The sequence below is a fragment of the Kitasatospora sp. NPDC086801 genome, from assembly GCF_044745805.1.
Taxonomy (GTDB): domain Bacteria; phylum Actinomycetota; class Actinomycetes; order Streptomycetales; family Streptomycetaceae; genus Kitasatospora.
The window spans coordinates 40,222-64,564 of record NZ_JBIVAX010000027.1 but is presented as its reverse complement, the minus strand read 5'-3'; the positions used below and the strand labels follow the sequence as shown (position 1 = coordinate 64,564).

The window sequence follows — 24,343 nt, the reverse complement described above, 5'->3', positions numbered from 1 at the left end:
GAGCAGCGTCCCGGCGGCGACGGCGCCTTCGGCGCGCCCTCAGCCGACCCGGGTGAACCGGGCGACGGGCGCCTCCGGCGAACCGGCCACGACCGCGTCGCGCTCCGGGCGCTCCGGGCCGGCCAGCAGGATGGAGCGCTGTAGCCGTCGCAGTCCGGTGGACGGCTCCATGCCCAACTCCCGCACCAGGGTGTTGCGCAGGCGCTGGTAGGCCTCCAGGGCTTCGCCCCGTCGGCCGGAGCGGTGCAGGGCGATCATGTACTGGCCGTGCAGGCTCTCGTGGGTGCGGTAGCGGTCGACCAGGACGGTGAGTTCGGCGAGCAGGACGCGGTGGCGGCCCAGCCGCAGGTCGGCCTCGATCCGCTGGTCCAGGGCGCAGAGCCGGGTCTCCTCCAACCGCTTGGCCTCGACGGCGAGTTGGCCGCCGGCCGGGACGTCGGCGAAGGCCGGTCCGCGCCACAGGCCGAGCGCCTCGCCGAGCATCCGGGCGGCCAGCGGGTGGTCCTCGCCGTCCATGGCCCGGTAGCCCATGCCGGCCAGGCGCTCGAACTCCCGGACGTCCGTCAACCCGCCGCCGCTGTTCAGCATGTAGCCGCCCGGCGAGGTCACCAGCACGTCCTTGGCGCAGGAGACCCCCGCCGCCGGGCCGACCTGCCCGAGCGCCCGGTCGATCATGTCGCGCAGTTGCAGCACGTACGTCTGCACGGTGGTGCGTGCGCTGCGCGGCGGGCGGCCCGACCACAGCTCCTCGGCCAGCACCCCGGCCGACACCACCTGGTCGGCCCGCAGGGCCAGCAGTCCCAGCACCTGACGCGGTTTCGGCGCCGATGGCACCACCGACACCCCGCAGACCCGGACGTCCAAGGCCCCGAGCACCCGAATTTCCACGATGACCACCCCAATCACACGGAACGCCGCAGGCGGATCCGCCGCGGCCGGCACCCGGGTCGACACCCCTAGGGCGACTGTCACCAGTCAAAAACAGGACGCGCGGTTTGTCAATACAAAACCGAACGCGCTGTTTGTTTCTGTGGGATGAGTGGCCTCCACCGGACGGGCGGACGCGACGACCACCCTGCGCCACGACCCGGGCACCACGCGCAGCGGAGGGCGGGCAAACCGAAGGCGGCGTCGGACCCCTGTGGATCCCGCGCCGCCACCAATTCGCCCGCACCCCGTACCGGCCCCGGCACCGACCGCCGACCGCCGACCACCACCCGGACGCCCCCGCACCCGGGGAGGCCCCGAACCCCGGTCAGCTCCACACCGGCCGAGGCGATTTCCGGCCGATGCCGGACCGTCAGCCCACGCCGACCTCGTTCGCGACCACCCGGGCCGCCGACCGCGCCCCGCTCTGCGCCCCGCCCCGCGCCTCGCCTCGCGCCCCGCCCTGCGCCTCAGCGCCCTCCGCCGCACGGGCGGCCGCCACCTCGGCGACCACCTGGGCGCCGCGGTCCGGGCCCATCTGCAGAGAGCCGAGCACACCCGGCACCGCGATGCTGGGCATCAGGTGCTGGAACAGCCCGGCGGCCCGCCGCTCCAAGTCCGCCCGCCCGGAGAGCTTCTGCGACTGGATCTGCACACCCGTCCACGCCGCCGTGACCAGCCACGCGGTGTCGGCCGGGACGACGTGCGGCAGCAGCTCGCCCCGCTCGCCGGCCGCGACCAGCAGCGCCTCCAGCCGGCTGATCCAGCCGGGGATCGCACCGCCGCCGAGGTCGTCGAAGACGTCCTGGCCCAGAGAGAGCCGGGCCCCCGCGCTCAGCAGCGGATCACGCGGCATCAGATAGGCCACCACCATCCCGGTGTCCACGAACTCCTGGAGCTTGCAGCCCCGTTCGGGCACACCGTCCTGGACGAACTGCTCCTCGACGACGCCCTGGGCCAGATCTCGCTTGGAGGCGAAATGGAAATACACCGCACCGCGCGTCACACCGGCCCGCGAGACCACCTCGCCGATGGTGGCGCCCTCGTAGCCGAACTCGTCGAAGACCGACGCCGCCGCCTCCAGGATCAGCCGACGCGTCCGGACCGCCCGCTCCTGCCGAACCACCGCAACCACCCCACCCAGAGCTCCCGGAAAACAAAACCAAACACCCCGTATCTTAGCTACCGGTGGCCTACGGACGACAAGATGATGTCGGGGAATCGCCTCAAACACTCCTTGCCCCCACCCGAATCCTCCGCATTTTTCCCACGGGCCGCCGCTCCCTCGTCGGACGGCCGAAAGCGGCACCAGCACCATGCATCGCCCACCCAGGAAAAATCCGAACGATCGGTTTCCTCATCCGCGAGGCCAAGAGGTCGCCGCCTTCTACGGCTCCTTCCACGAAGTCCGACCGGCCGGCTGCCTCGTCTCGACCTTCACCTTCGAGGGCCACCCGGACGGCGTCCCACTGGACACCGCCGTGTTCGAGCCCGCCGGCGAGGGCCGCACCCGCGTCACCGTGCTGTCGGTGGTCACCGGCAGGGAGGCCCGGGACGCCATCCTGGCCGGCGGCATGGAGCACGGCGTGGTCGAGGGCCATCAGAAGCTGGACGCCCTGCTCGCCACCTCCTGACCGCCAGGCCGCCAGGCCGCCAGGCGGCTGAGGCCACCAGGCCGCTGAGGCCGCCTGCGGGCGTCATGGCAGGACGGCCACCGCCTCCACCTCCACCAGCTGGTCGCGGTAGCCGAGCACCGACACCCCCAGCAGCGTGCTGGGTGCGTCGTGCTCCCCCATGTAGGTGCGGTACACGTCCCACACCGCGACCAGGTCGGCCTGGTCGGCGGAGGCCACGTACACCGTCGTCCGGGCCACGTCGGTCAGCCCGGCGCCGGCGTCCTCCAGCGCGGTCATCAGGTTCCGCATCACCTGGTGCGCCTGGCCCGCGTAGTCGCCGACGGCGACCGTCCGCCCCTCGGCGTCGAGCGGGCAGGCGCCGGCGAGCCAGAGCGAACGGGCCGGGGCGTCGACCAGAGCCGCGTAGGCGTAGTCGACGGCCGGGGCGAGGCGGGAGCTGCGGATCAGCTTGACGGCGCTGCTCATGGGGCACTCCGAAGGGTCGCGGCCGAACGTTCGCGCCCATCGTTGGACTCTCCTGAACAACCGTCAAACCATTTACCAGTGCTTTCCCCTCCGTCGCAGGCCCGGTGCCTCCACGATTCACCGTTGCGGGTGATGGCGGGCCGACCCACCCGGCCGGAATCCTGGTGCCCGCCACCCGAACGCGTCGACGCCGCGCCGACACCAGGAGGTCACCCATGGAACCCCGACCGCCGTACCGCGACGAGGCCTCCGGGGTCCGCCGGCGCCGGATGCTGGGCCTGGCACTCGGGGCGGGTCTCGCCCCGGCCCTCGCCGCGACCGCGACCGCCTGGGCCGCGAGCCCGGCGGTCGCGTCCGCCGCCCTGGGCCGGCGGGTCGCCGAGGTGGCCGCCGCCCAGCTCGGCGTGCCGTACGCCTGGGGCGGCGGCGACCGACTGGGGGCGGGCCTCGGCTTCTGCGACGACGAGAACGGCTACCTCGACGGCGCCTGCCTGGGCGAGAGCACGGTCGGGTTCGACTGCAGCGGCCTGTCCCTCTACTGCTGGTACCGGGCCAGCCACGGCACGGTCGAGCTCGGGCACTACACCGTCGCCCAGTTCCACCGCAGCTCCCCGGTGGAGCGCGACGCCCTCGCCCCGGGCGACCTGCTGTTCTTCTCCCGCCCGGACGCGACGCTGCACCACGTCGGGATCCACGTCGGCGACGGCGCGATGATCCACGCCGAGCGCACCGGGACGCTGGTCGCCCGGGTCGAGCACGTCCTCGACGTCCCGCGCTGGGCCGGCGAGTTCGCCGGTGCCCGCCGCCCCGGGCCGGTCGCCTGAGCGGTCGTCAGGGGCCGCGCCGCTCCCCCAGCCCCTGGTGGACGCGCACCAGCAGGCCGTGCAGCAGTTGGCGTTCCCGCGCGTCCAGCGGTGCCAGCACCTCGTCCTGCACCGCGCGCGCCCGGGTGTCCAGCTCCGCGAGCAGCGCCCGACCGGCGGCGGTGACCGACACCGAGACCCGCCGCCGGTCGGCCTGGTCCCGGATGCGCTCGACGTACCCGGCGGCGGCCAGCTGGTCCGCGACCTTGGCCAGGTCGCTCGGGTCGACGCCCAGCCGCTGGACCAGGTCCCGCTGGGCGTGCGGCCCGAAGTCGGCGAGTGCGGCCAGCACGGCCATGTCCCAGAGCCGGAGGCCGTGTTCGGCGAGCTGCTCGGCGAGGCGGCCCCGCGCGGTCCGGCCGATCCGGGAGAGCAGGTAGGTGCTGAGGTCGAGCAGGGTCGGCGGCAGGGAGGGGGCGGGGAGCGGGGGTTCGGAGGCCATGGCGCCAGTCTAGGGTTCACCCCTATAGTGGGTGTTGACCCACTAATATTCGGCCCACCAATATCCGACCCGCTGGATTTCGAGCCCGGGAGCTTCGACCGTGGACGCCCTGTACCCCCGCCTGCTCGTCACCCGTTTCGCCGAGTGCTTCGGGTTCTACCGGGCGGTCCTGCCGCCGCTCACCGGCGCCGCCCTGGTCAAGGGCACCCCAGACGGCCCCTACGCCAACTGGGACGTCGACGAGCAGGCCGTCCTCGTGCTCTACGACCGCGCCGCGATGGCTTCGGCCCTGGGCACCGCCGGCCTGCCCGAACGCCCGACCGCCCCCGCCCAGGACGGCGCGATGCTGGTCCTCCGGGTGGCCTCCGTGGACGACGCGTTCGCCCTCTGCCTGCGCCACGGCGGCACCCCGGTCGTCGGCCCGGCCGACCGCCCCGCGTGGGGCCCGAACCTGCGCAGCGCCCACCTGCGGGACCCGGACGGCCACCTGATCGAGCTCCAGTCCTACTGACCGGCCCGGCCGGCGGCCCCGATCGGAGCCGCCGGGCGGCCGCCTCCCCCGGTCCGGCCGACACGCCGCGAACCGCACCCGTCGTACGGATGCCTCCTGGTTGCGGCTCCGGCCGACCCGCTCAGCGCGCGGGGTCGGTCAGCGCGGGGTCGGTCAGCGCGGGGTCGTCCGCCCAGAGGTCGGCGCTGCACGCCGCCACCAGTGCGCCGATCCTGGCCCAGGCCTCCTCCGCGGGCAGCGGTTCGAGCCTGCGGCCGTCACGCAGCCGCAGCGCGACCCGGTCGTCCACGGCCTCCTCGGCCCCGATCACGGCCTGGTACGGCACCAGCCGCGCCGCCCGGATCCGGGCGCCCAGGCTGCCGTGTTCGGGCCCGGCGACCTCGGCGCGCAGCCCGAGGTCGAGGCAGCGCTGCCGGAGCCGCTCGGCCTGCGGCAGTTCGCCCTGGGAGACCGGCAGCAGGACCACCTGTGCCGGGGCCAGCCAGGCCGGGAACGCGCCGCCGTAGAGCTCGATGAGGTGGGCGACCACCCGCTCCACGCTGCCGATCACGCTGCGGTGGACCATCACCGGCCGGTGTTTCGCGCCGTCCGGGCCGATGTAGTGCAGGCCGAACCGCTCGGGCTGGTGGAAGTCGATCTGCACGGTGGAGAGGGTGAACTCGCGCCCGGCGCCGTCGGCGATCTGCACGTCGATCTTCGGCCCGTAGAAGGCGGCCTCGCCCTCCGCGGCCTCGAACGGCACGCCGGAGCGTTCCAGCACGTCGGTGAGCAGCGCGGTGGCCCGTTCCCAGAGGGCCTGGTCCGCCACGTACTTGCCGCCCGCGCCGGGCAGCGAGAGCCGGTAGCGGACCGGTTCGACGCCGAGCGCGCGGTGTGCCGCGCGGATCAGCTCCAGTGCGGCGACGGCCTCGTCGGCGGCCTGCTCCGGGGTGCAGAACACGTGCGCGTCGTTCAGCTGGATCGCCCGCACCCTGGTCAGCCCGCCCAGCACGCCGGACAGCTCGGAGCGGTACATGCCGCCCAACTCGGCCATCCGCAGTGGTAGTTCCCGGTAGCTGCGGGGGCGGGAGCGGTAGATCAGGGCGTGGTGCGGGCAGAGGCTCGGCCGGAGCACCATCTCCTCCGAGCCCAGTTCCATGGGTGGGAACATGTCCTCGCGGTAGTGCGCCCAGTGGCCGGAGATCTCGTACAGTTCGCGTTTGCCGAGCACCGGCGAGTACACGTGGCGGTAGCCGGCCCGGCGCTCGCGCTCGCGGATGAACTCCTCCAGGGTGTGCCGGATCGCGGCGCCGTCGGGCAGCCAGTAGGGCAGGCCGGAGCCCATCAGCGGGTCGGTGTCGAACAGGTCGAGTTCGCGGCCGAGCTTGCGGTGGTCGTGCATGGGGTGGGCGGGCACGGGGTGGTCGTGCATGGGGTGGTCTCCACTCGGGTCGGCGGGCGAGTGGTCCGGAAACGGCGAAGCCCCGGGGCACTCGCCCCGGGGCTTCGGACTAGGTCAGCAGTCAGCGCGCCGGGACTCTCTCCGGCGTCGTCGTGGCGAGTGCAGCGCGCTTCATGCGATCCACGATAACAGGGCCCCGGCCGTCGTGGTGATCTTTGTCCGGGCCGCTCAGAACAGGACGGCGCAGCCGCGCGCGCCCAGCGCGTCGAGCAGCCGCGGCGAGGGGTGCACCTCGTTCCACCGCAGGTCCAGCTTCTCCAGCGCGGGCAGTTCGGCCAGCCAGTGCGGCAGTTCGGTGATCCGGTTGCCCCGCAGGTCGAGCCGGCGCAGCAGCGGCAGCCCGGCGAGCACCGGCGGGACCTCGGCGAGCGCGTTGTCCCGCAGTTCGAGTTCGCGCAGGGCGGTGAGCCCGCCGAAGGTGTCCGGCAGGGCCGCCAAGTCGTTCCCACAGAGCCAGAGTTCGCGCAGGGCGGTCAGTTCACCGAAGCGGTCGGGCAGCGTCGTGAGCCGGTTGCGCTGGGCGCGCAGCTCGACCAGGGCGGTCATCTCGCCGATGGTGGAGGGGAGTTCGGTGAGCCGGTTGTCGCCGATGTTGAGGTAGCGCAGCGCGGTGAGGCGGCCGAGCGCGGCCGGCAGCGCGGTCAGCGCGTTGTCGTGCAGGTAGAGGAAGTCGCCGAGCCCGGTGAGCTCGCCCAGTTCGGCGGGCACGCCGGTGAGCCGGTTGTGTCCGAGGTCGAGGGTGCGCAGCCGCCGCAACCTGCCCACCTCGGGCGGCAGTTCGGTCAGGTCGGTCTCGGCGAGGATGAGCACGGTCAGGTCGGTCCGGTTCCACACCTCGGCTGGCACCGCGCCGAGGGGCCGGCGCCAGAGGTTCAGCGTCACGTCTGTCACGCCCGTCATCCTCTCGCCCGCACGCCCGCACGCCCGCACGCCCGCTCCCGACGGGCGGTCGGGGCGACTCCGCCGTCGGAACCGGGGCCGGGTCCGTCGGAGAACGGCGGGGCCCGCCCCGGAGGTCGGGCGGGCCCCGCCGCCATGCGGTGTGCGTCACATGTTGATCATGTGGCCGGCGAGGCCGTGGATGGCCTCCTTGACCGCCTCGCCGAGGGTGGGGTGGGCGTGCACGTTGCGGGCGACCTCGTGGACGGTGAGGTCCCACTGCTGGGCCAGGGTCAGCTCGGGCAGCAACTCGGTGACCTCGGGGCCGATCAGGTGGGCGCCGAGCAGCTCGCCGTACTCGGCGTCGCTGATGACCTTGACGAAGCCGACCGGGTGGCCGAGGCCGTGCGCCTTGCCGTTGGCGGTGAACGGGAACTTGGCGACCTTGACGTCGTGGCCCAGCTCGCGGGCCTGCGCCTCGGTGTAGCCGAAGGAGGCGATCTGCGGCTGGCAGAAGGTGGCGCGCGGGACCATGGCGAAGTCGACCTCCATGGTCTCCGCCCCGCCGATGGTCTCGGCGGCGATCACGGCCATCGTCTCGGCGGCGTGGGCGAGCATCAGTTTGGCCGTCACGTCGCCGATCGCGAAGATGTGCCCGGCGCTGGTGCGGCCGCGGCCGTCCACCGCGATGGCGCCGCGGTCGGTCAGCTTCACGCCGGTGTTCTCCAGGCCGTAGCCGTTGACGCGCGGCGCGAAGCCGATCGCCTGGAGCACCTTGTCGGCCTCCAGCACCTGCTGCCGGCCGTCCCTGGTGACGGTGACCTTGACCTTGGCGTTCGGGTCGCTGTCGTCGATCGACTCGACCCGGGTGGAGGTGAGCACCTCGATGCCGAGCTTGCGGTACTGCTTGGCCAGTTCGGTGGAGACCTCGACGTCCTCCAGCGGCACCATGCGGTCCAGGAACTCGACGATGGTGACCTTCACGCCGTAGTTGTGCAGCACGTACGCGAACTCGACGCCGATCGCGCCGGCGCCCGCGATGATGATGCTCTCCGGCAGCTGCTCGGTGAGGATCTGCTCCTCGTAGGTGACCACGCGGTCGCTCAGGCTGGTGCCGGGCAGCAGCCGGGTGGTGGCGCCGGCGGCGATGACGCAGTGGTCGAAGGTGACGACGTCGAAGCCGCCGCCGCTGAGCGCGACCTGGAGGGTGCGGTCGTCGACGAAGGTGCCCCAGCCGTCGTACTCGGTGATGCCGTTCTTCTTCATCAGGTAGTGGACGCCCTTGACCCGGCCGTCGGCCACCGAGCGGCTGCGGCGGAAGGCCTCGCCGAAGTCGAAGGTCACCTGGCCCTCGACCTTGATGCCGAAGGTCTTGGCCTCCTTGGTGAAGATGTGGGCGAGCTCGGCGTTGCGCAGCAGGGCCTTGGAGGGGATGCAGCCGACGTTCAGGCAGACGCCGCCCCAGTACTTGGCCTCGATGACGGCGGTCTTCAGGCCGAGCTGAGCGGAGCGGACGGCGGCGGTGTAGCCGCCGGGGCCGGCGCCGAGGACGACGACGTCGTAGTGCGTGCTCATCTTGCTGACTCCTCCGGGGGTGTCACGGTCTCGTGATCTCGGTCCCATGGTGTCAGGACCGGGTTCGACGCACCCACCGGGTCTCGGCGGATGCGCTCCGCGCGGCACCGTACCGGGCTCGGGGCCGGGTCCGGGGATCCGGGGTGGGGTCCGGGGATCCGGGGTGGGGTCCGCGGGTGCGACCGGGAGGGAGGCGCCGGATGGCGGACGAGCGCGGCGGAGCCGGTGGTCGGGGCGGGTGGGCCCGCCGCCCGAGGACGGCAGCGGGCCCACCCGGGCGTCAGGCCGTCACCTCGTGGGCATGGCCCCCGCTCATACCGCCGCCACCACCCGCCTGGCCGGCGGGGTGCTGCGGCGGCACGGGCCGCTTCAGCGAGGAGAGGTCCCAGGCGTAGGTGCCGACGGCATGGGCGATCACGTCGATGTTGACGTCGAAGGCGTCCATGTCGATGTTCTTCAGGCCGTCGCAGGCCTTGTGGTAGCAGGCGTCGAAGGCCACGCCCGCCGTGCCGCCGTAACGGTCCTCCTGCGCCGGTGACTTGATCACCTCGGCGCCGGTGTCGGTGCCGCCGGCCGGGATGCCCGCGTCGATGAACGGGCCGTAGTCGGAGCGGCCGTCGAAGGCCGTCGGCTCGTGCGGCAGGCCCCGGCCGTCCAGGTAGCCGGTGAGGTCCCGCTCGATCTGCGCCGAGCCCTCGGGGCCGGCGCCGCCGCCGGTGCTGCCCGAGCCGTCGTAGACGAACTGCGCGTAGTTGGGAGAGGCGATCATGTCGAAGTTGAGGTAGAGCCTGACCTTCGCCCGGTCCGCCTCGGAGAGCGACTTCACGTACGCCTCCGAGCCCTTGAGGCCGAACTCCTCGGCGGACCACCAGGCGAACCTGACCTTGTTCTTCACCGGGTGGACGCTCAGGTTGCGCGCGACCTCCAGGATGCCCGCCGCACCGGAGCCGTTGTCGTTGATGCCGGGCCCGGCCGCGACCGAGTCCAGGTGCGCCCCGACCATCACGGTGTCGGCCGGGTCGCCGCCCCGGGTCTCGGCGATGACGTTCCAGGTCTTGCGCGGCTCCATGAAGGTGCGGATGTCGAGGTTCAGCCGGACCTGGCCGGCGGCGGCCTTCGCGGCCAGCGCCTCCCCGGCGGCCCGGGTGATCCCGCCGACGGGGATCCTTCCGGCCGCAGGGTCCCCGAGGGTGCCGTTGAGGTCACCGTCGGTGTTGTTGTAGATGATCGCGCCCACCGCGCCGGCCGTCGCGGCCGCGGCCTGCTTGGCGGCGAAGCCGCAGCCGCCGCGCTGGATCAGCGCGATCCGGCCGGTGAACACACCGGCCGGGTAGTCGGTGGGCGCGCACCCGGTGGTGGCTCCGACCGGAAGGACCCCCAGGTCCGCGTCCAGGCCGGCGTCCGGGCCGCCGGGCGAGTACGTCATGGCGATCAGCGGGACGGTCTCGGCCTGCGGGGACAGCACCTGTAGCCGCGCCGAACGGGCCTCGAAGAAGGTGTACTCGAAGTCCTGCCGGGACACCTTCAGCCCGGCCCGACGGGCCTGCTCGTAGACGTAGCGCGCGGACTCGTCGTGCCCCTTCGAACCGGCCACCCGGGTACCGCCGTTGCGGTCGGCGATCCGCTGGAGCACGGCCAGGGTGTCGTGGGCGCTCTCGGCGTCGGCGGCCTCGACCAGTCTCGCGGCGAGTTTCTCGCCTCTGCGCGCCGGGTCCGGGTCGGCGGCCGCACCGCCGGCCCCGGCCAGCAGCAGCGGGGCGACCAGGGCGGCGACGGTCAGTGCGGCGCCCGCGCTCCGGACGGTGGCGGTGCGCGGACGCTGGTCCCGGTGCTGGTGCTGGTGCTGGTGCGGTATCGGGATGGAACGGTCGAGCAGGCTGGTCGGGCGGAGGGACTGGGAGATCAGGCGGCGGGCTCGTGGCTTCAAGGCGACTCCTTCCGGCGGTCCGTGAACTCCCGATTTGACATGACCGGCATCACGTTGCCAAGCCCGCCGCGCGGCCGCGGGATGCGGACGGCGGCGGAGACGGTGATCCTGGAGGGGTGGGGCCGTCTCTTCCAGGAGCGTGACCAGATGTCCATGTTGGATAAGCTCAAGGGCCTGCTGAAGGGCCACGAGGACCAGGCCGAGAAGGCCGTCGACAAGGCGGGGGACGCCGTCGACGAGCGCACCCAGGGCAAGTACAGCAGCCAGGTGGACTCCGCCCAGGAGCAGGTGAAGAACCAGTTCCGCGACCAGCCGCCGCAGCAGTAGCAGCCCGAACCCCGCCGTACGCCTGCGGCCCCGGTCCGGCCCGCCCGGCCGGACCGGGGCCCGGCTGTTCCGGGCCGGGGCCGGGCTGCTCCAGGCCGGGGCCGGGCTGCTCCAGGCCGGGGCCGCTCCGGGGCGCAGCCCAGTGGCACGCCTGGGGCAGCCTTCGGCTGATCACCGGCGGCGAGGACGTCGAACCGCTGCTGCGCGCCGCTCCGGACGCCCACCTCGGCCCGGGGCTCTCCCCCAGGGGGCCGTCACACGCCCGTGAGGCCGTCGATGCTCTCCCGGAGCAGGTCCGCGTGGCCGTTGTGGCGGGCGTACTCCTCGATCAGGTGCACCAGGATCCAGCGCAGCGAGACGGTCTCCGAACCGAACACGGCCGCCGCCCGCTCGGAGAGGCGCCCGGTGTCCTCCAGCGCCGCCGCGACGGTCAGTTCGCGCCCCTGCTCGACCTCGGCCCGCCAGTCGGCCAGCGCCTCGGGCATCCCCCGGTCCGGGGTGAGCGCGTAGCCGCCCTCGCCGTCCGCGCCGTACAGCGGCGACGCGTCCCGGCCCGCCAACACCCGCTGGTACCAGTTGCGTTCGACCTCGGCGAGGTGCTGGACCAGGCCGAGCAGCGTCATCGTCGACGGCGGGACGGCCGCCAGCCGGACCTGCCGGTCGTCGAGCCCGCTGACCTTCTGCACGAGAGTCGTCCGGTGGAACTCCAACCAGCCTTCCAGCATGGCGCGTTCGTCTGCGTGCGGGGGCGGGAGCGGCCGCCCGTCAAGTGTCGGTCCCATGGCCTCCACTGTGACACAGTCAGGCGATCGGAGTCGATCATCCGACCGGTTTCAGGGCCCGGTCGCCCCGAGCGGCCCCGACAGGGCTGCGGAGGCGGCGAGTTGGGCGCCCGGGCCGAACAGCACGGAGAGCACCAGCGGTCGGCAAGCCCGCGACCAGGGTGATCCGCGTCGGGGTGATGCGTGGGCGTGCCCCGCGGACGCGCCCGGACCGGCCCCGCGTCGAGTCCCACGGCAAGCCTCGAATAGAGATGCCTCTTATCGAGGCACCTCGACAAGAGGTAGCATGGGCGCGCCACAGGGCGCACTCCGACGAAAGGGCTTCGACCGTGTTGACCCTCGCGATCCTCGGCTTCCTGTACGACCAGCCGCTGCACGGCTACCAGCTCAAGTCCCGGATCACCGGCCTCACCGGCCACGTCCGGCCGGTCAGCGACGGCGCGCTCTACCCCGCCATCGCCCGGCTGGAGAAGGCCGGACTGCTGCGCCGCCGCGCCGAACCGGGCATCGGGGCCGCACCGCGCCAGACGCTGGAGCTCACCGAGGAGGGCCGGGCCGAGCTGCGGCGCCGGCTGGCCGACCCGGAGCAGGCCGAGATCACGGACCAGATCCGGTTCTTCGCACACGCCGCCTTCCTGCACCACCTCGCCGACCCGCCCGGACAGGCGGCCGTACTCCGACGCCGGCTGGCGTTCCTGGACGAGCCGAGCAGCTTCTTCCACGACGGCGAGGGCCGCCCGGTCACCGCCGAGCTGGAGCCGAACCCCTTCCGGCGCGGCATGCTGCTGGTCGCCCGGGCCGCCACGGCGGCCGAGCGGGCCTGGCTGGTGGAGACCATCGCCGAGCTGGACGGCTAGGTCCCGGTCGATCTCGGCGGGCCGAGATCGGGCGGACAGGACCGGGCGCGCGTCTTCCCGCAGCAGCCTCAACGCGCGCAACGGCGCCGTCCCGAACCGGCTCCCAGCCGGCTCCCGCGTCGCTATGATGATCGGCCTCACGTCCACGGCGTCCCCTCCGCGGCGTGAACCCGCCACCGCGCCCCGCCCGCCCTCCTGGAGGCCGCCGTGCCCACCGCCGAGACCGCAGCCGCCCGCCCCGCGCCACTGACCCGGGACGACATCCCCGGCTGGTTCTTCCGTCTCGACCGGGCGGCCTTCGGCCACCTGCTGGCGGCCCAGACCACGGCGGGCGACACCGGCGACATCCTCGAACTCGGCAGCTACCTCGGTCGCAGCGCCGTCCTGCTCGGCGACCACCTCCAGACCGGCGAGCGACTGACCGTCTGCGACCTGTTCGACTCCGAGGCGGGCGACGCGGACAACGCCGCCGAGATGGCGATGTCCTACCGCAAGACCCTCACCCGGAGCGCCTTCGAGGCCAACTACCTCGCCTTCCACAGTGAGTTGCCGGAGATCGTGCAGGCGCCCACCTCGGTGCTGGCCGACGGCCGGATCCCGGCCGGGAGCTGCCGGTTCGTCCACGTCGACGCCTCCCACCTGTACGAGCAGGTCGCCGGGGACATCGCGGTGACCAAGGCGGCGCTGACCGAGAACGGCGTCGTCGCGCTGGACGACTACCGCTCGGAGCACACCCCCGGCGTGTCGGCGGCGGTCTGGGAGGCGGTCTTCACCGGCGGCCTGCGGCCGGTGCTGCTCACCCCGATGAAGTTCTACGGCACCTGGGGCGACGCCGCGGCCGTCCGCCAGGTCCTGCTCGGCCGCGACTGGCGGGCCGAGGGCTACACGGCGGACGACGACACCATCGCCGGGGAGCAGGTGCTTCGGCTCAACTACCAGGTCAAGGCCCCCGTGCAGCAGTCCACCTCGCGCCGGCTGGCCCTGGACCTGCTGCCGCCGGTCGCCACCCGGGCGACCCGCCGGGTGCTCCGGACGCTGCGCGAGCGCCGCGCCGTCCGCCCGGTTCCGGCGTCCTGACACACCGACGCCCGCCCGCACTCCCCCACGGTCGGCCCCGCCCGCCTCCTCGCCACTGGGGGCCGACCTTCTTCGGTCCACCGCTCCGGAGGCCGAGCGCCGCCCGGGCAGCACGCTTCGCACCGTCGGAGCCTCGCATGACCGTCCGCCAGAACACCTTCACCGCCCCAGCCCTGGACTGGTCCGCCCCCCTCCACCCCGAGTCCCACGGCCACGACCGAGCCCACGAGGTCGCCGACACCGCGGCGGCCGCCGAACGGCTGCGCGGCGGCGCGCCACTGCTCGCCGCACCGGTGTTCGCCGTACCGGTGTTCGCCGTACCGGTGTTCGCCGTACCGGTGTTCGCCGTACCGGTGTTCGCCGTACCGGTGTTCGCCGCACCCCGCGGCCCCTCGGACCCGATCCGGGCGGCCGTGCACCTGCTGACGCCCGACGGTCCGACGGACCGGCCGGCTGCCGGGCGCGGGTGACGGTGCGCCGGGCCCGCACACCGGTCGCCGGCGGCTGAACCACTGGGCCCCGGACCCGGGACCCAGCCCTCGGGCCCGACCGGGTCGCGGCGGTGGCGTGGATTGCCCACGCCACCACCCTTTTCATATGACTGGCATATTTTCAATTCCTTGCCTCACTCGAATGAGTGAATCTCCTTTAAAGATTTGCCCACGGAACGTTAAAGGCCACATAGTGATGACACCTCAGTTAGGTCTAGGGAAGACCAAGATCAGGCAAAGTCATCGCGAGTGAGGAGAAGGCCTTGTTCCACGGAATCACGGCGTCTGGCCACGGGCAGCGGCTCCGCGAGGAGATCGCGAGCCCGGGGGCCACGCCCCTCATCGGCGTCTACGACATGTACTCGGCCTCCATCGCGGCCGAGCACTACAACGGCATGTTCGTCTCCGGATTCGGCTTCGCCGCCTCCTACTACGGCCTGCCCGACATCGGGTTCATCGCCTGGCCGGACATGGTGGGCTTCGTCGAACGGCTGCGCGGCGCCTTCCCCCAGCACCATCTCCTGGTCGACATCGACGACGGCTACGTCGATCCGGAGGTCGCCTGCCACGTCGTGCGCAGGCTCGAACGCATCGGCGCGTCCGGCGTCATCCTGGAGGACCAGAAACGGCCGCGCCGCTGCGGCCACGCCGACGGCAAGCAGGTCCTCCCGCTGGAGGAGTACCTGGAGAAGCTGGAGCTCGTCCTCGCCAACCGGACGGATCTCCTGGTGGTCGCCCGCACCGACGCCACCGAGGAGGAGGACATCCTGCGCCGCGCCCGGGCGCTCGCCGCCACCGACGCCGACGTGGTGCTGGTCGACGGGGTGCGCAGCGAGGAGTGGATCCGGCGGATCCGAGGGGTCGTCGGCGACAAGCCGCTGCTGTTCAACCAGATCGCGGGCGGCAAGTCCCCCCGGCTGTCGCTCTCCGAGCTGACCGAGCTGGGGGTGGACGTCGCGATCTACAGCACGCCCTGCCTGTTCGCGGCCCACCGGGCGATGGACGAGGCGCTGGCCGGGCTGAAGGTGGCCGACGGGCGGCTGCCGGCCGGCGCCGGGGAGAGCCGGCAGATCGGCGTGCGGGAGTCCACCGAACTGCTGGAGCGGAACATCGCACGCTCCCGCCCGCTCGCGGGGGTGACGGTGTGACGGCCGGGCTGCGCGGTCCCGCCCCGCCCTCGGCGGCGGCCGTCCTGCGGGCCACCGCGCTGGGGCTGGCCGGGGCCTGTGGCCTGCTCGCGGGCGCGGCGGCGCCCGCGGCGGCGGGCGGGGGGCTGGTCACGCTCGTCGACAACTCCAACGCCGACTCCTGGGTGGAGATCGACCGCACGGCCAACGTCCAGAACGGCAGCGGCTCGGCGGGCAGCGACCACGACGGCGCCGGGTCCCTGGTGGGCGGCCTGCTCGGGTCCGGCCCGGGCGGGGCGGCGGTCGGGGGTGGCCGATGACCGACGGCACCGCCCGCCGGGGCCGGTGGCGCGGGCTGTGGCCGCGCCGGCTCGACCCGTACCTGGCCGCGCTCGCCGGGGCGGTCGGCCTGGCCGCCCTGTTCCCGGCCTCCGGGGGCTCGGCGCGGGTGGCCTCAGTGGCCTGCAACCTGGCGGTGGCGCTGCTGTTCTTCCTCTACGGCGCCCGGCTCTCCGCCCGCGAGACGCTGGCCGGGCTGCGCCACCTGCGACTGCACGGGCTGGTGCTGGCCGCCACCTTCGGCCTCTTCCCGTTGCTCGGGGTGGCCACCGCGTTGCTCACACCCGTCCCACTCAACGGGCAGTTGCAGACCGGGGTGCTGTTCCTCTGTCTGCTCCCGTCGACGGTGCAGTCCTCGGTGGCGCTGACCGGCGCCGCCGGGGGCAACGTCCCGGCGGCGATCTGCGCCGGGACGTACTCCAGCCTGGCCGGGCTGCTGCTGACCCCACTGCTGGCGGCCTGGCTCCTGGACGTACGCACCGCGCTGTCGGCCGAGGGGCTGCTGCGGATCGGGGCCCAGTTGCTCGCGCCGTTCCTGCTCGGACAGGTGCTGCGGCCGTGGATAGGCGCCTTCCTCACCCGGCACAAACGGGTGCTGACACCGGTGGACCGGGGCTCGATCCTGCTCGTCGTCTACACCGCGTTCAGCGCGGCGATGGCCCAGGGCAGTTGGGGCCTGGTCACCCCGGGCGCCCTGCTCGGCCTGCTCGCGGTGCTGCTCGCCCTGCTGGCCGCCGCGCTCGCGGCCACCGGGATCGGCGCACGGTTGCTGGGGCTCGACCGGTCGGCCACCATCGCGGCGGTGCTGTGCGGCTCACAGAAGAGCCTGGCGAACGGCCTGCCGATGGCCACCGTGCTCTTCGGACCCCAGGCCGGGCTACTGGTCCTGCCGTTGATGGCCTATCACCAGCTCCAGCTGGTGGCCGGCACCGTGCTCGCCGGCCGCTGGGCCCGCGCACCGGCCGCCACGGCCGCCGGGCAGGCCCCGTCCGCCGACCGGGTACCGGCCGCGCTCACGGGGCCGGGCGGGCCGCCCGTTCCCGGGTGACCCAGCGCCTGGGGCCGGGCGGCGGCACCCGGCCGCGGTGTCCCGCCGGACACCGGGGCCGGCGGCCGCTACCCGTTCCCGTAGGTCCGCACCGCGGCGGCGCGGGCGTAGTAGTCGGCCGCGTCGGCGGTGAAGCCGTCCTGTTCCGCGAGCCGGCCCGCGCGATCGAAGTGGTGCCACGCCTCACCGTTGCGGTCCAGGGTCGACAGGGCCCTCCCGCAGATGTCCAGGAGCATCGCGCGGCGCGCGACGACCTGGTCCTCCGGGGCGAGGTCGAGCGCGTTCCGCGCGAGGGCGAGCGCCTCCGCCGGGCGCTCGTTCAGCAGGTGGTACCGGGCCAGGTGGTAGGTCGTCAGCATCTCGGTCTGCGGGCTGCCGGCCCTGCGGGCGAGCTGCGCGGCCCGCTCGTAGCCGAGGCCGGCCAGGTTCGTGTCGCCGAGTGCCTCCCGGGCCTGGGCCAGGTTGGCGGTGGCGATCGCCTCGCCCTCGGTGTCGTCGGCGCACCGCGCCAGCACGGGTGCACGCAGCAGGTGCGGCATGGCCTCCTCGTACCGGCCGTTCTGTCCGAGGACCCAGCCGAGCAGGTTCCTGACACGGGACTCCGCGTCGGCGTCGGCCAGTTCGACGGCGGAGCCGAGGGCGTGGCCGAGCGGAGCCTCCCAGTCGGCTCCGGGCTGCTGGACGACCAGGGGCCACAACAGCAGGGCGAGTCGCCACGCCCGGTCGTGGTGACGGCCGGCGGCGGCCACCGCGGTGGCGGCGACGAGGTTGCGCCGTTCCCTGGCGTACCAGGCCATGGCCTCCTCCCGGTCGGCGAAGGCGGGCGTCGACACCGGTGTCCGGAAGTCCTCCGGGAGCCGGCAGCAGGGTTGGCTGCCCGCCACCGCCGCGGTCGCGGCGGCCAGCGCGGCGTACAGGTAGTGGTCGAGGAGCGGGAGGAGGCGGTCGCCCCCGGGGGCGGGGCCGAGCGAGCGGGCGAACAGCCGGATGAGTCCGTGCAGGGCGTAGCGGTCGTGTCCCCGTTCCTCCACCAGGTTGGCGGCGACGAGGCGTTCCAGCACCGCGCGGCTGTCGGCGGGGCTGTCGCCCGCCAGCGCGGCGACCGCCGCCACGTCGATGTCGGGGCCGAAGTGGTGGGCCAGCAGCCGGAGGACGGCGACCGCGTCCGGCGGGAGGTGGTCGACGCTGACCCGCAGGACGGAGGCGAAGTCGATGCCGTCCACCGCGAGGAACGAGATCCGCCGCTGCCCGTCGCGGAGTTCCTCGACCGCGTCGCCGAGCGAGCGCTCGGGCCGCACCGCCAGCCGGGCCGCCGCCAGCCGCAGGGCCAGCGGCAGCCCGTCGCACAGCCGCACCAGGTGCCCGGCGGCGTCCGGCTCCGCCCCGACCCGGTCCGGGCCGAGGATGCGGGCGAACAGCGCCTCGCCCTCCCCCGGCCCGAGCCGGTCCAGCAGCAGCGGGCGGGCGCAGTCGCCGGCGATCAGGCTCTCCAGGCGGTTGCGGCTGGTGACGACCGTGGCGCAGCCGGGGGCTCCGGGCAGCAGCGGGCGCACCTGGTCGTAACTCAGCGCGTCGTCGAGGATGACCAGGAGGCGGCGGTTCCGGAGCAGCGAGCGGTAGAGCGCCTCGGCTGCGGCGGTGTTCTGCGGGATGTCGTCGGGCTGGATGCCGAGCGCGCCGAGGAAGTCCCGGATGACGAAGGCCGGGTCGGCGGCCGGGGCGGTGTCGATGAAGCCGCCGAGCCGGGCGAAGAGCACGCCGTCCGGGAAGTCGGCCGCGGTCTGTTGGGCCCAGTGAGCCACCAGCGCGCTCTTGCCGATCCCGGCGGGCCCGGTGACCAGGCAGATGGGCGAGTCGTGTGCGGTGTACCGCACGGCCGCGTGGAGGGCGGCGAGTTCGCGCGCCCGGCCGGTGAAGCCGGCCGGTCGGCGGGGCAGGAGGAGCGGTCGCCGCAGGTCGTTCGCGCCCGGCTGCCCCGCGCCGCGGTACGCGTCCGTCTGGCGGTGCGCGTCCTTCTGGCGGTGGCTACCGTCCCTGCGGTGCGCGCCCTCCTGTCCATGAGCGTCCCCGGGCCGGTGAGCGTCCCCGGGCCGGAGCGTTTCCTCCCATCGGCGTGCGGCGCGTGCGGCGCGTACGACACGCGGCGGGCTGAGGATCCGGTCGTAGGCCTCGACCATCGCGGGGCCGGGGTCGACGCCCAGTTCGTCACCGAGCAGTCGGGCCGTTCGGTGGTAGAGCTCGATGGCCTCGGCCTGCCGGTTCGTCGCCAGCAGGGCGTCGAGCAGGAGCGCCACCAGGGATTCGCGCAGCGGATGCCGGTCCGCCGGGCCGCGCAGCACCGCGACGGCCTCCTCGGCGCGCCGGCCGACGGTCAGCGCGAGGCCGAGTTCCTCCACCGCGCCGAGCCTCGTCTCCTCCAACTCCGCTGCTGCGGCGGCGACCAGGGGCGTGTCGCAGAGTCCGGCGAGCGCCGGGCCGCGCCAGAGCGCGAGGGCCTTGCGCAGCGACGGGATCCCGCTCGGTGCGCCGTCGCCGGTGCGCGCTTCGGCGACGGCGGCGCGGAACCGCTCGCCGTCGATGCGGTCGGCCGGCGCCTGGAGGAGGTAGCCGTCGCAGGCGGTGGCGATGGTGATCGGCTCCTCGGGGGGCAGCAGCCGGCGAAGTTGGGAGACGTGGCCCTGGATCACGGTCTTGGCGTGCCTGGGCGGCTGCTGGCCCCACAGGGCGTGGGTGAGGCGGTCATTCGTGACCAGCGCGTCGTTGGCGAGGAGCAGCATCGCCAGCAAGGTACGACGCTTCGGTGGCCCGATCTCGACACACTGCCCGTTGCACCGGACTTCGACGGGTCCGAGCAGCCGGAATTCCAACAAGGGTGCCTCCCCACTGCAGATCACCTGCGCAGTGAGCAAGGCTACCCTTGTCAGTGAACACTCACGCACACGCCCCCGACCGCGCCGGGGCGGTCGGGGGTACACGGAGGATGGCGCCGCCGGTTCGGTGAACCCGCCTACCCGCGCGTGGGCGTCACCGGACGTAGTAGGCGCGGTTGTGAGCGGCGACCGGCGGGGACTGGTAGGTCCAGACCCCGGCGGCCGGGGCGTCGGCGAGCAGGTGGGCGAGGTCGCGGGCGGACTCCTCGGCGGGGTTGCCGAGGTCCAGCCGGACGCGGTCGGCGGTGCGGTCGTCCAGGGCGTAGTAGCGGTACGGGTGGTAGACGTTGAGCGGGCCGGCGAGCAGCTTGCCCTCGTCGTCGGTGCCGTAGCCGGTGATCGGGGTGTTGTTGACGGATTCGGCGGTGAGGCCGATCAAGTTCACGTCGAGGGCCAGGAGCTGCTCGTCGTGGCGGCGCAGCCCGTCCGGCCCGATCGTGGCCCGGCGGCAGGAGACCGACCAGCGCTCGCGCACGGCGGGGGCGTTGAGCGAGGGCAGCGCGGTCTCGAACCAGCCGGGGTGCTTGGGCTCGGCGTACAGGCGGCGCCCGGCGTCGATGGCGAGCGGGTTGTCGCACAGGACGTGCAGACGGGCGATGCCGAGCAGCTTGGTCTGATCGTAACCCCGGGCGTACTGGCCGTAGTTGAGGACCGGCAGGCGGTCCCCGGCGAACACCGGGTGGGCGACCAGATTGATCTCCAGCTCCTCGGTGATGCCACCGCCGTTCGGGTACTGGGCGAAGTACAGCTGGTAGTTGAGGGACACGCAGGCCCCGCCGTCGAACACGGCCGCGGTCAGGCCGGGGTGGCGTTTGCCGAGCAGCTCGCGCGCCCGCTCGGGCTGGACCAGGTAGTCGACGCCGATGTTGTGCAGCGCGCCGTAGTGGAAGGGCAGGTGGTACGGCTCCGGTACGGGCGGGAGCGGCAGGCCGGTCATGGTGTCTCCGGGAGGACGGGCGAAGGGGAGGCGGACGAACTGGGGGCGGACGAACTGGGGGCGGACGAACTGGGGGCGGACGAACTGGCTTCGGGCGAAGGGGAGGCAGGCGAACGGGGGGCAGCAGGGGACGGCAGCCGGGTGCCGGCGGGCAGCGGGTGGCGCAGGTCCAGCAGGTCCTGGTGGATCCGGTCGGCGCTGCGCAGGGCGAGGGCCGCCATGGTGAGCGAGGGGTTGGAGGTGCCGAGCGAGGGCATCGAGCCGCAGCCGACGGCGTACAGGTTCGGGTGGTCCCAGCAGCGCTGCCAGTGGTCGACGACGGAGGTGGCGGGCGAGTCGCCCATGACGTGGGTACCGCCGGCGTGGCCCGCGCCCCGGTAGCCGTAGGCGACTCCCCGGTGCTCGAGGCGGCCCGGCCACTGCGGACCGGCCGGGTAGGCGGTGTGGTCCTCGGCGCCGAGCAGCACGAACAACTGGTCGGAGACGGCCCGGGCCGAGACCATGCCCGCGCGGACGTACTCGTCGAGGTCGTAGCGGATGGCCGGGCCGGGGAGGCCGAGCGGATCGCGCCGGTCCGGGTCGAGGGTGACCCGGTTGGCCGGGTCGGCGGGCTGCTCCAGTTCGAACTGGAACGAGAACTGACGGCCGAGCCGGTCGCCGAGGCGTGCCCGCAGTTCCTTGCCGCGCAGCCCGGCGGCCAGCAGTGCGGCGGTCTCCGCCTCGGGGGCGCCGCCGGCCCAGGACCAGCCCCAGTTGCCGATCTCGATCCGGAACGGGGCCCGGCGGGCGCGGGCCGGGCCGAAGCGGAAGGCCTCCAGGCCGCTGGTGGAGCCGGGCCCCCGGTAGGGGCCGACCTGGCCCGGCATGAGCCCCCAGGTGAGCAGCGCCGGGTGGTCCATCAGGTTGCGGCCCACCTGGTCGCTGCGGTTGGCCAGGCCGGACAGGAGCAGCAGCCGGGCGTTCTCGACGGCGTGCGCGGCGAGGACGACCAGGTCCGCGTCCACCCGGTGGGCCGTGCCGCCGGCCAGGTACTCCACCCCGGTGGCGCGCCCGGTCACCGGGTCGGCGAGCACCCGGGCGACCACGGCCCCGGTCCGCAGTTCGACGCAGGGCGCCCAGCGGGCCTGGGTGCGCAGCGGCGTGTACTTGGCGCCGGTCGGGCAGACCGGGACGCAACTGGCGCTGCCCGCGCAGGGCGGACCGAAGGTGTCGCCGGGCCGGGTGGGCAGGCCGTTGCGGGCGTGCGGGGTGCCGGTGACGGCGAGCCGGGCGGGGTCGGACATGGCGGGGTCGTGGACGGTCCGGCCGTCGAGGGCGTGGGCGAGCTTGCGGTCCAGGTGACTGGCCGGGATGGACCGCATGGGGAAGGCGTAGTCGTCCGGGATCGGCAGGCCGACGGCGCGGCGCTGCTCCCCGGCGTCGGCGGCGACACCGAGTTCGTGTTCGGCGGCGCGGTAGTACGGCTCCAGGTCGTGGTAGCCGATCGGCCAGTTGCGGCCGCGGCCGAGGTCGCCGGTGCGGAAGTCCTCGGGGTGCATGCGCGGGGTGAGGCCGGTCCAGAGCAGTCCGGTGCCGCCGTTGGCCCGCAGGTAGCCGCTGGCGTAGGGCAGCGGGCCGTACTGCCGGAGGTGTCCGGTGGCGGTGAAGCCGCCGCCGGGGAGCCCGGCGAGGTCGGTGACGTCGGGGGACGGGGCGTCGGGGTTGTGCGGGTAGGGCGAGGTGGGCGGGCCGCCGCCGGCCGCGCGGAAGGCGGCGGCGGTCTCGGGCCCGGTGGGTGCGGCCCGGCCGGCTTCGAGGACGAGGACCCGCCAGCCCTGCGCGCCGAGGCGGTGGGCGACCAGTGTCCCGGCGAAGCCGGCGCCGACCACGACGGCGTCCCAGCGGGCGGTCACTGGTCCTCGCCGCCTCGGGGCGCCTCGGCCCAGCTGCCGTGGCCGGGGGCGGCGGTGCCGGGCGGGTCGGCACGGAAGGTCCGCCAGGCCAGGCCCTGGTCGTAGGCGTGGGCGGAACTGGGGGTCTCGCCCGGCCAGGCGCCGACGTACCAGAGGTGGACCAGGGCGTGGTCGTCCCGGACCCGGTGGGCCAGGGTGGTGCGGTGGTGCTCGTGCGCCATGCCGGTGGCGCGCAGCTCGGATTCGTCGAAGCCGGTCAGTTCGGCGCAGACGCGCAGGAACTCGTCGAAGTCGGCGAGGTCGTCGGACGCCCCGAACTCGGCGAGGCAGTCAACGGCAGGATGGTCGTCTGGCACGGACACGCGGGCACCCCCATGGTCGTCGAAGGGTGGCCAAGACATGACAGACCGTGGGACGGATGGAGTCGGCGGCCCGTCACGGTCAGCCAGCGCGATCCTGCCGCCCGCCGTCACCACCGGGAACCCGTTGCCCGAATCTGCCCGGACTTGACTGCCTCATGCCCGATTGATCACCTACCACGTTCGATCGGCGGCCGCTTCCGGTCGGACGCGCGGCGGGACGAAAGGGCTCGGGAGGGCACGGGAGGGCACAGGAGGGCACGGGAGGGCACAGGAGGGCACAGGAGGGCACGGGAGGGCACAGGAGGGCACGGGAGGGCAGACGGCGGGGTCGGGTGACGACCGGTGAGGCCGCCACCGGTCAGCCGAGTGCGCGGACGGCCTCCAGGACGTCGAGGCCCAGCTCCGGGTCCGCCTCCTCCGGCAGGCTCACGGACAGCCGTGTGACCAGGCCCGCGTACCGGCGGGTCAGCTCGCGGGCGACGTCCTCGACCGGGCCGGACACCGCGAAGGCGTCGAACACCTCGTCGTCGATCAGCGCGGCCATCTCCGCCCAGCGGCCGCGCACCGAGTGGGTGTGCAGTTCCTCCTGGAGCCCCTCCCACCCGTGCTGGGCCAGCACCGGGCGGTAGGCCGAGGTGGAGGCGTAGAACGCCAGCCGCTCCCGCACCCCGGCCCGGTTGGCCGCCAGCTCCTCCTCGGTCCGGCCGGTGGCGGTCAGCACGCTGCCGGCGATCTCGAACGGCCGCGCCGTCCACGGGGCACCCTCGGCCTCGGCCTGCGCCCGGGCCCCGGCCAGGGCGGGCAGCACCTGCTCGGCCAGGTAGGCGGGCGACGAGAACGGGTGACTGAGGAACCCGTCGGCCACCGCCCCGGCCGTACGGGTCATCAGCGGCCCGACGCCGGCCAGCAGGATCCTCGGCACCCCGGCGGGGACGGGGTCGGGCGAGAAGACCGGCGTCATCACCGTGTGGGTGTAGAACTCGCCCCGGAAGCGCAGCCGTTCGCCGGTCTGCCAGCTGTGCCAGATCGCCCGCACCGCGTGCACGTACTCGCGCATCCGCGCGGCCGGCCGGTCCCAGGGCATCCCGAAGCGCTTCTCGATGTGCGGCTTGACCTGCGAGCCCAGCCCGATGACGGCCCGTCCGCCGGAGGCCGCGTGCAGCCCCCAGGCCTGGTAGGCGAGCGTCATCGGAGTACGGGCGAAGGCCACCGCGATGCCGGTGGCCAGCTCGATCCGCTCGGTCCGGTCGGCGGCGCGGGCCAGCTGGAGGAACGGGTCGTACGCGGTCTCGGCGACCACCAGGCGGTCCATGCCCCGGCGTTCGGCCCGCTCGGCGGCGTCGAGGATCCCCGCCGGGTGCCCGGAGGCGGTGGCGTCGAGACGGAAGGCGGGGGGTCGGTGCATGGCGGTGCTCCTGGGCGCGGGCTGCGGCGGTACCCGGGTAGCCTCCCACGCCGGCACCCGGGTCCGACCCTCCCCTCCGGGTCACGCCGGCTCGGCGCCCGG

Annotated in this window: 23 protein-coding genes and 1 pseudogene; 9 read left to right on the top strand and 15 right to left on the bottom strand. The window is 73.9% G+C overall.

Annotated elements, in window-relative coordinates; genetic code table 11:
- Nucleotides 1-39: 39 nt before the first annotated feature.
- On the bottom strand, nucleotides 40-888 hold the full coding sequence (locus tag ACIPLC_RS25310) for a BTAD domain-containing putative transcriptional regulator (protein WP_400475298.1): 849 nt from the start codon (nucleotides 886-888) through the stop codon (nucleotides 40-42).
- 412 nt (nucleotides 889-1,300) lie between these two features.
- Nucleotides 1,301-2,053, bottom strand: coding sequence for a ScbR family autoregulator-binding transcription factor (locus tag ACIPLC_RS25305; protein WP_400475297.1), 753 nt, complete (start codon nucleotides 2,051-2,053; stop codon nucleotides 1,301-1,303).
- A gap of 355 nt (nucleotides 2,054-2,408) precedes the next feature.
- Between ACIPLC_RS25305 and ACIPLC_RS25300 the strand changes: the two genes are divergently transcribed.
- Entirely contained in the window at nucleotides 2,409-2,561 is a 153-nt protein-coding gene (locus tag ACIPLC_RS25300) for a hypothetical protein (RefSeq protein WP_400475296.1), read from the top strand.
- A 63-nt stretch (nucleotides 2,562-2,624) separates the two neighbouring features.
- On the opposite strand, the gene ACIPLC_RS25295 is transcribed toward ACIPLC_RS25300, so the two are convergent.
- Nucleotides 2,625-3,029, bottom strand: a complete 405-nt coding sequence (locus tag ACIPLC_RS25295; RefSeq protein WP_400475295.1) for a RidA family protein — start codon at nucleotides 3,027-3,029, stop codon at nucleotides 2,625-2,627.
- 215 nt (nucleotides 3,030-3,244) lie between these two features.
- Between ACIPLC_RS25295 and ACIPLC_RS25290 the strand changes: the two genes are divergently transcribed.
- Nucleotides 3,245-3,853: a C40 family peptidase gene (locus ACIPLC_RS25290; RefSeq protein WP_400475294.1), complete on the top strand. Its 609-nt coding sequence runs from the start codon at nucleotides 3,245-3,247 to the stop codon at nucleotides 3,851-3,853.
- 7 nt (nucleotides 3,854-3,860) lie between these two features.
- Here ACIPLC_RS25290 and ACIPLC_RS25285 read toward each other — a convergent pair whose 3' ends face one another.
- Complete coding sequence (locus ACIPLC_RS25285) at nucleotides 3,861-4,334, bottom strand: MarR family winged helix-turn-helix transcriptional regulator (RefSeq protein ID WP_400475293.1); 474 nt, start codon at nucleotides 4,332-4,334, stop codon at nucleotides 3,861-3,863.
- Between the two features lie 100 nt (nucleotides 4,335-4,434).
- Here ACIPLC_RS25285 and ACIPLC_RS25280 point away from each other — a divergent pair, with 100 nt between their 5' ends.
- The gene (locus tag ACIPLC_RS25280) at nucleotides 4,435-4,845 is read left to right on the top strand and encodes a VOC family protein (protein WP_400475292.1); all 411 of its coding nucleotides are present in this window, start codon (nucleotides 4,435-4,437) and stop codon (nucleotides 4,843-4,845) included.
- 121 nt (nucleotides 4,846-4,966) lie between these two features.
- Here ACIPLC_RS25280 and thrS read toward each other — a convergent pair whose 3' ends face one another.
- The 4 genes from thrS to ACIPLC_RS25260 all read right to left on the bottom strand — a co-directional run bounded on the left by thrS (nucleotide 4,967) and on the right by ACIPLC_RS25260 (nucleotide 10,520).
- Complete coding sequence (gene thrS, locus ACIPLC_RS25275) at nucleotides 4,967-6,226, bottom strand: threonine--tRNA ligase (RefSeq protein ID WP_400475339.1); 1,260 nt, start codon at nucleotides 6,224-6,226, stop codon at nucleotides 4,967-4,969.
- 228 nt (nucleotides 6,227-6,454) lie between these two features.
- Nucleotides 6,455-7,186: a leucine-rich repeat domain-containing protein gene (locus tag ACIPLC_RS25270; RefSeq protein WP_400475291.1), complete on the bottom strand. Its 732-nt coding sequence runs from the start codon at nucleotides 7,184-7,186 to the stop codon at nucleotides 6,455-6,457.
- 147 nt (nucleotides 7,187-7,333) lie between these two features.
- A complete protein-coding gene (gene lpdA, locus ACIPLC_RS25265) occupies nucleotides 7,334-8,740 on the bottom strand; it encodes a dihydrolipoyl dehydrogenase (protein WP_400475290.1) in 1,407 nt (468 codons plus the stop codon).
- Between the two features lie 280 nt (nucleotides 8,741-9,020).
- Nucleotides 9,021-10,520, bottom strand: coding sequence for a M28 family peptidase (locus ACIPLC_RS25260; RefSeq protein WP_400475338.1), 1,500 nt, complete (start codon nucleotides 10,518-10,520; stop codon nucleotides 9,021-9,023).
- A gap of 294 nt (nucleotides 10,521-10,814) precedes the next feature.
- Between ACIPLC_RS25260 and ACIPLC_RS25255 the strand changes: the two genes are divergently transcribed.
- Nucleotides 10,815-10,994 (top strand): antitoxin, encoded by a 180-nt coding sequence (locus ACIPLC_RS25255; RefSeq protein WP_400475289.1) that lies wholly within the window; start codon nucleotides 10,815-10,817, stop codon nucleotides 10,992-10,994.
- Nucleotides 10,995-11,248: 254 nt separating this feature from the next.
- Here the strand turns inward: ACIPLC_RS25255 and ACIPLC_RS25250 are convergent, their stop codons facing one another.
- Nucleotides 11,249-11,776: a DinB family protein gene (locus ACIPLC_RS25250; protein ID WP_400475288.1), complete on the bottom strand. Its 528-nt coding sequence runs from the start codon at nucleotides 11,774-11,776 to the stop codon at nucleotides 11,249-11,251.
- A gap of 329 nt (nucleotides 11,777-12,105) precedes the next feature.
- Between ACIPLC_RS25250 and ACIPLC_RS25245 the strand changes: the two genes are divergently transcribed.
- Together ACIPLC_RS25245 and ACIPLC_RS25240 are read left to right on the top strand one after the other, a co-directional pair.
- The gene (locus ACIPLC_RS25245) at nucleotides 12,106-12,633 is read left to right on the top strand and encodes a PadR family transcriptional regulator (protein WP_400475287.1); all 528 of its coding nucleotides are present in this window, start codon (nucleotides 12,106-12,108) and stop codon (nucleotides 12,631-12,633) included.
- 207 nt (nucleotides 12,634-12,840) lie between these two features.
- The gene (locus ACIPLC_RS25240) at nucleotides 12,841-13,710 is read left to right on the top strand and encodes a class I SAM-dependent methyltransferase (protein WP_400475286.1); all 870 of its coding nucleotides are present in this window, start codon (nucleotides 12,841-12,843) and stop codon (nucleotides 13,708-13,710) included.
- A gap of 325 nt (nucleotides 13,711-14,035) precedes the next feature.
- Here ACIPLC_RS25240 and ACIPLC_RS25235 read toward each other — a convergent pair.
- Nucleotides 14,036-14,290, bottom strand: a pseudogene (locus tag ACIPLC_RS25235) (hypothetical protein); the annotation flags it as partial.
- A 174-nt stretch (nucleotides 14,291-14,464) separates the two neighbouring features.
- On the opposite strand from ACIPLC_RS25235, the gene ACIPLC_RS25230 reads away from it, so the two are divergent.
- The 3 genes from ACIPLC_RS25230 to ACIPLC_RS25220 are packed head-to-tail and all read left to right on the top strand — an operon-like array spanning nucleotide 14,465 to nucleotide 16,715.
- Entirely contained in the window at nucleotides 14,465-15,349 is an 885-nt protein-coding gene (locus tag ACIPLC_RS25230) for an oxaloacetate decarboxylase (protein WP_400475285.1), read from the top strand.
- Nucleotides 15,346-15,648 (top strand): hypothetical protein, encoded by a 303-nt coding sequence (locus ACIPLC_RS25225; protein ID WP_400475284.1) that lies wholly within the window; start codon nucleotides 15,346-15,348, stop codon nucleotides 15,646-15,648. The genes ACIPLC_RS25230 and ACIPLC_RS25225 overlap by 4 nt, the downstream gene beginning before the upstream one ends.
- Nucleotides 15,645-16,715 carry a bile acid:sodium symporter family protein gene (locus ACIPLC_RS25220; RefSeq protein ID WP_400475283.1) on the top strand — a complete coding sequence of 357 codons (1,071 nt, stop codon included), beginning with the start codon at nucleotides 15,645-15,647 and terminating at the stop codon, nucleotides 16,713-16,715. The genes ACIPLC_RS25225 and ACIPLC_RS25220 overlap by 4 nt, the downstream gene beginning before the upstream one ends.
- Before the next feature lie 68 nt (nucleotides 16,716-16,783).
- On the opposite strand, the gene ACIPLC_RS25215 is transcribed toward ACIPLC_RS25220, so the two are convergent.
- From ACIPLC_RS25215 to ACIPLC_RS25195, 5 genes are all read right to left on the bottom strand, one after another.
- Nucleotides 16,784-19,609 carry a BTAD domain-containing putative transcriptional regulator gene (locus ACIPLC_RS25215; RefSeq protein ID WP_400475337.1) on the bottom strand — a complete coding sequence of 942 codons (2,826 nt, stop codon included), beginning with the start codon at nucleotides 19,607-19,609 and terminating at the stop codon, nucleotides 16,784-16,786.
- 130 nt (nucleotides 19,610-19,739) lie between these two features.
- The gene (locus ACIPLC_RS25210) at nucleotides 19,740-20,582 is read right to left on the bottom strand and encodes a hypothetical protein (RefSeq protein WP_400475282.1); all 843 of its coding nucleotides are present in this window, start codon (nucleotides 20,580-20,582) and stop codon (nucleotides 19,740-19,742) included.
- Nucleotides 20,579-22,474, bottom strand: coding sequence for a GMC family oxidoreductase (locus ACIPLC_RS25205; protein ID WP_400475281.1), 1,896 nt, complete (start codon nucleotides 22,472-22,474; stop codon nucleotides 20,579-20,581). Before ACIPLC_RS25205 ends, ACIPLC_RS25210 begins: the two co-directional genes overlap by 4 nt.
- On the bottom strand, nucleotides 22,471-22,836 hold the full coding sequence (locus tag ACIPLC_RS25200) for a hypothetical protein (protein ID WP_400475280.1): 366 nt from the start codon (nucleotides 22,834-22,836) through the stop codon (nucleotides 22,471-22,473). The genes ACIPLC_RS25205 and ACIPLC_RS25200 overlap by 4 nt, the downstream gene beginning before the upstream one ends.
- 358 nt (nucleotides 22,837-23,194) lie before the next feature.
- The gene (locus ACIPLC_RS25195) at nucleotides 23,195-24,241 is read right to left on the bottom strand and encodes a TIGR03617 family F420-dependent LLM class oxidoreductase (protein WP_400475279.1); all 1,047 of its coding nucleotides are present in this window, start codon (nucleotides 24,239-24,241) and stop codon (nucleotides 23,195-23,197) included.
- Nucleotides 24,242-24,343: the final 102 nt, after the last annotated feature.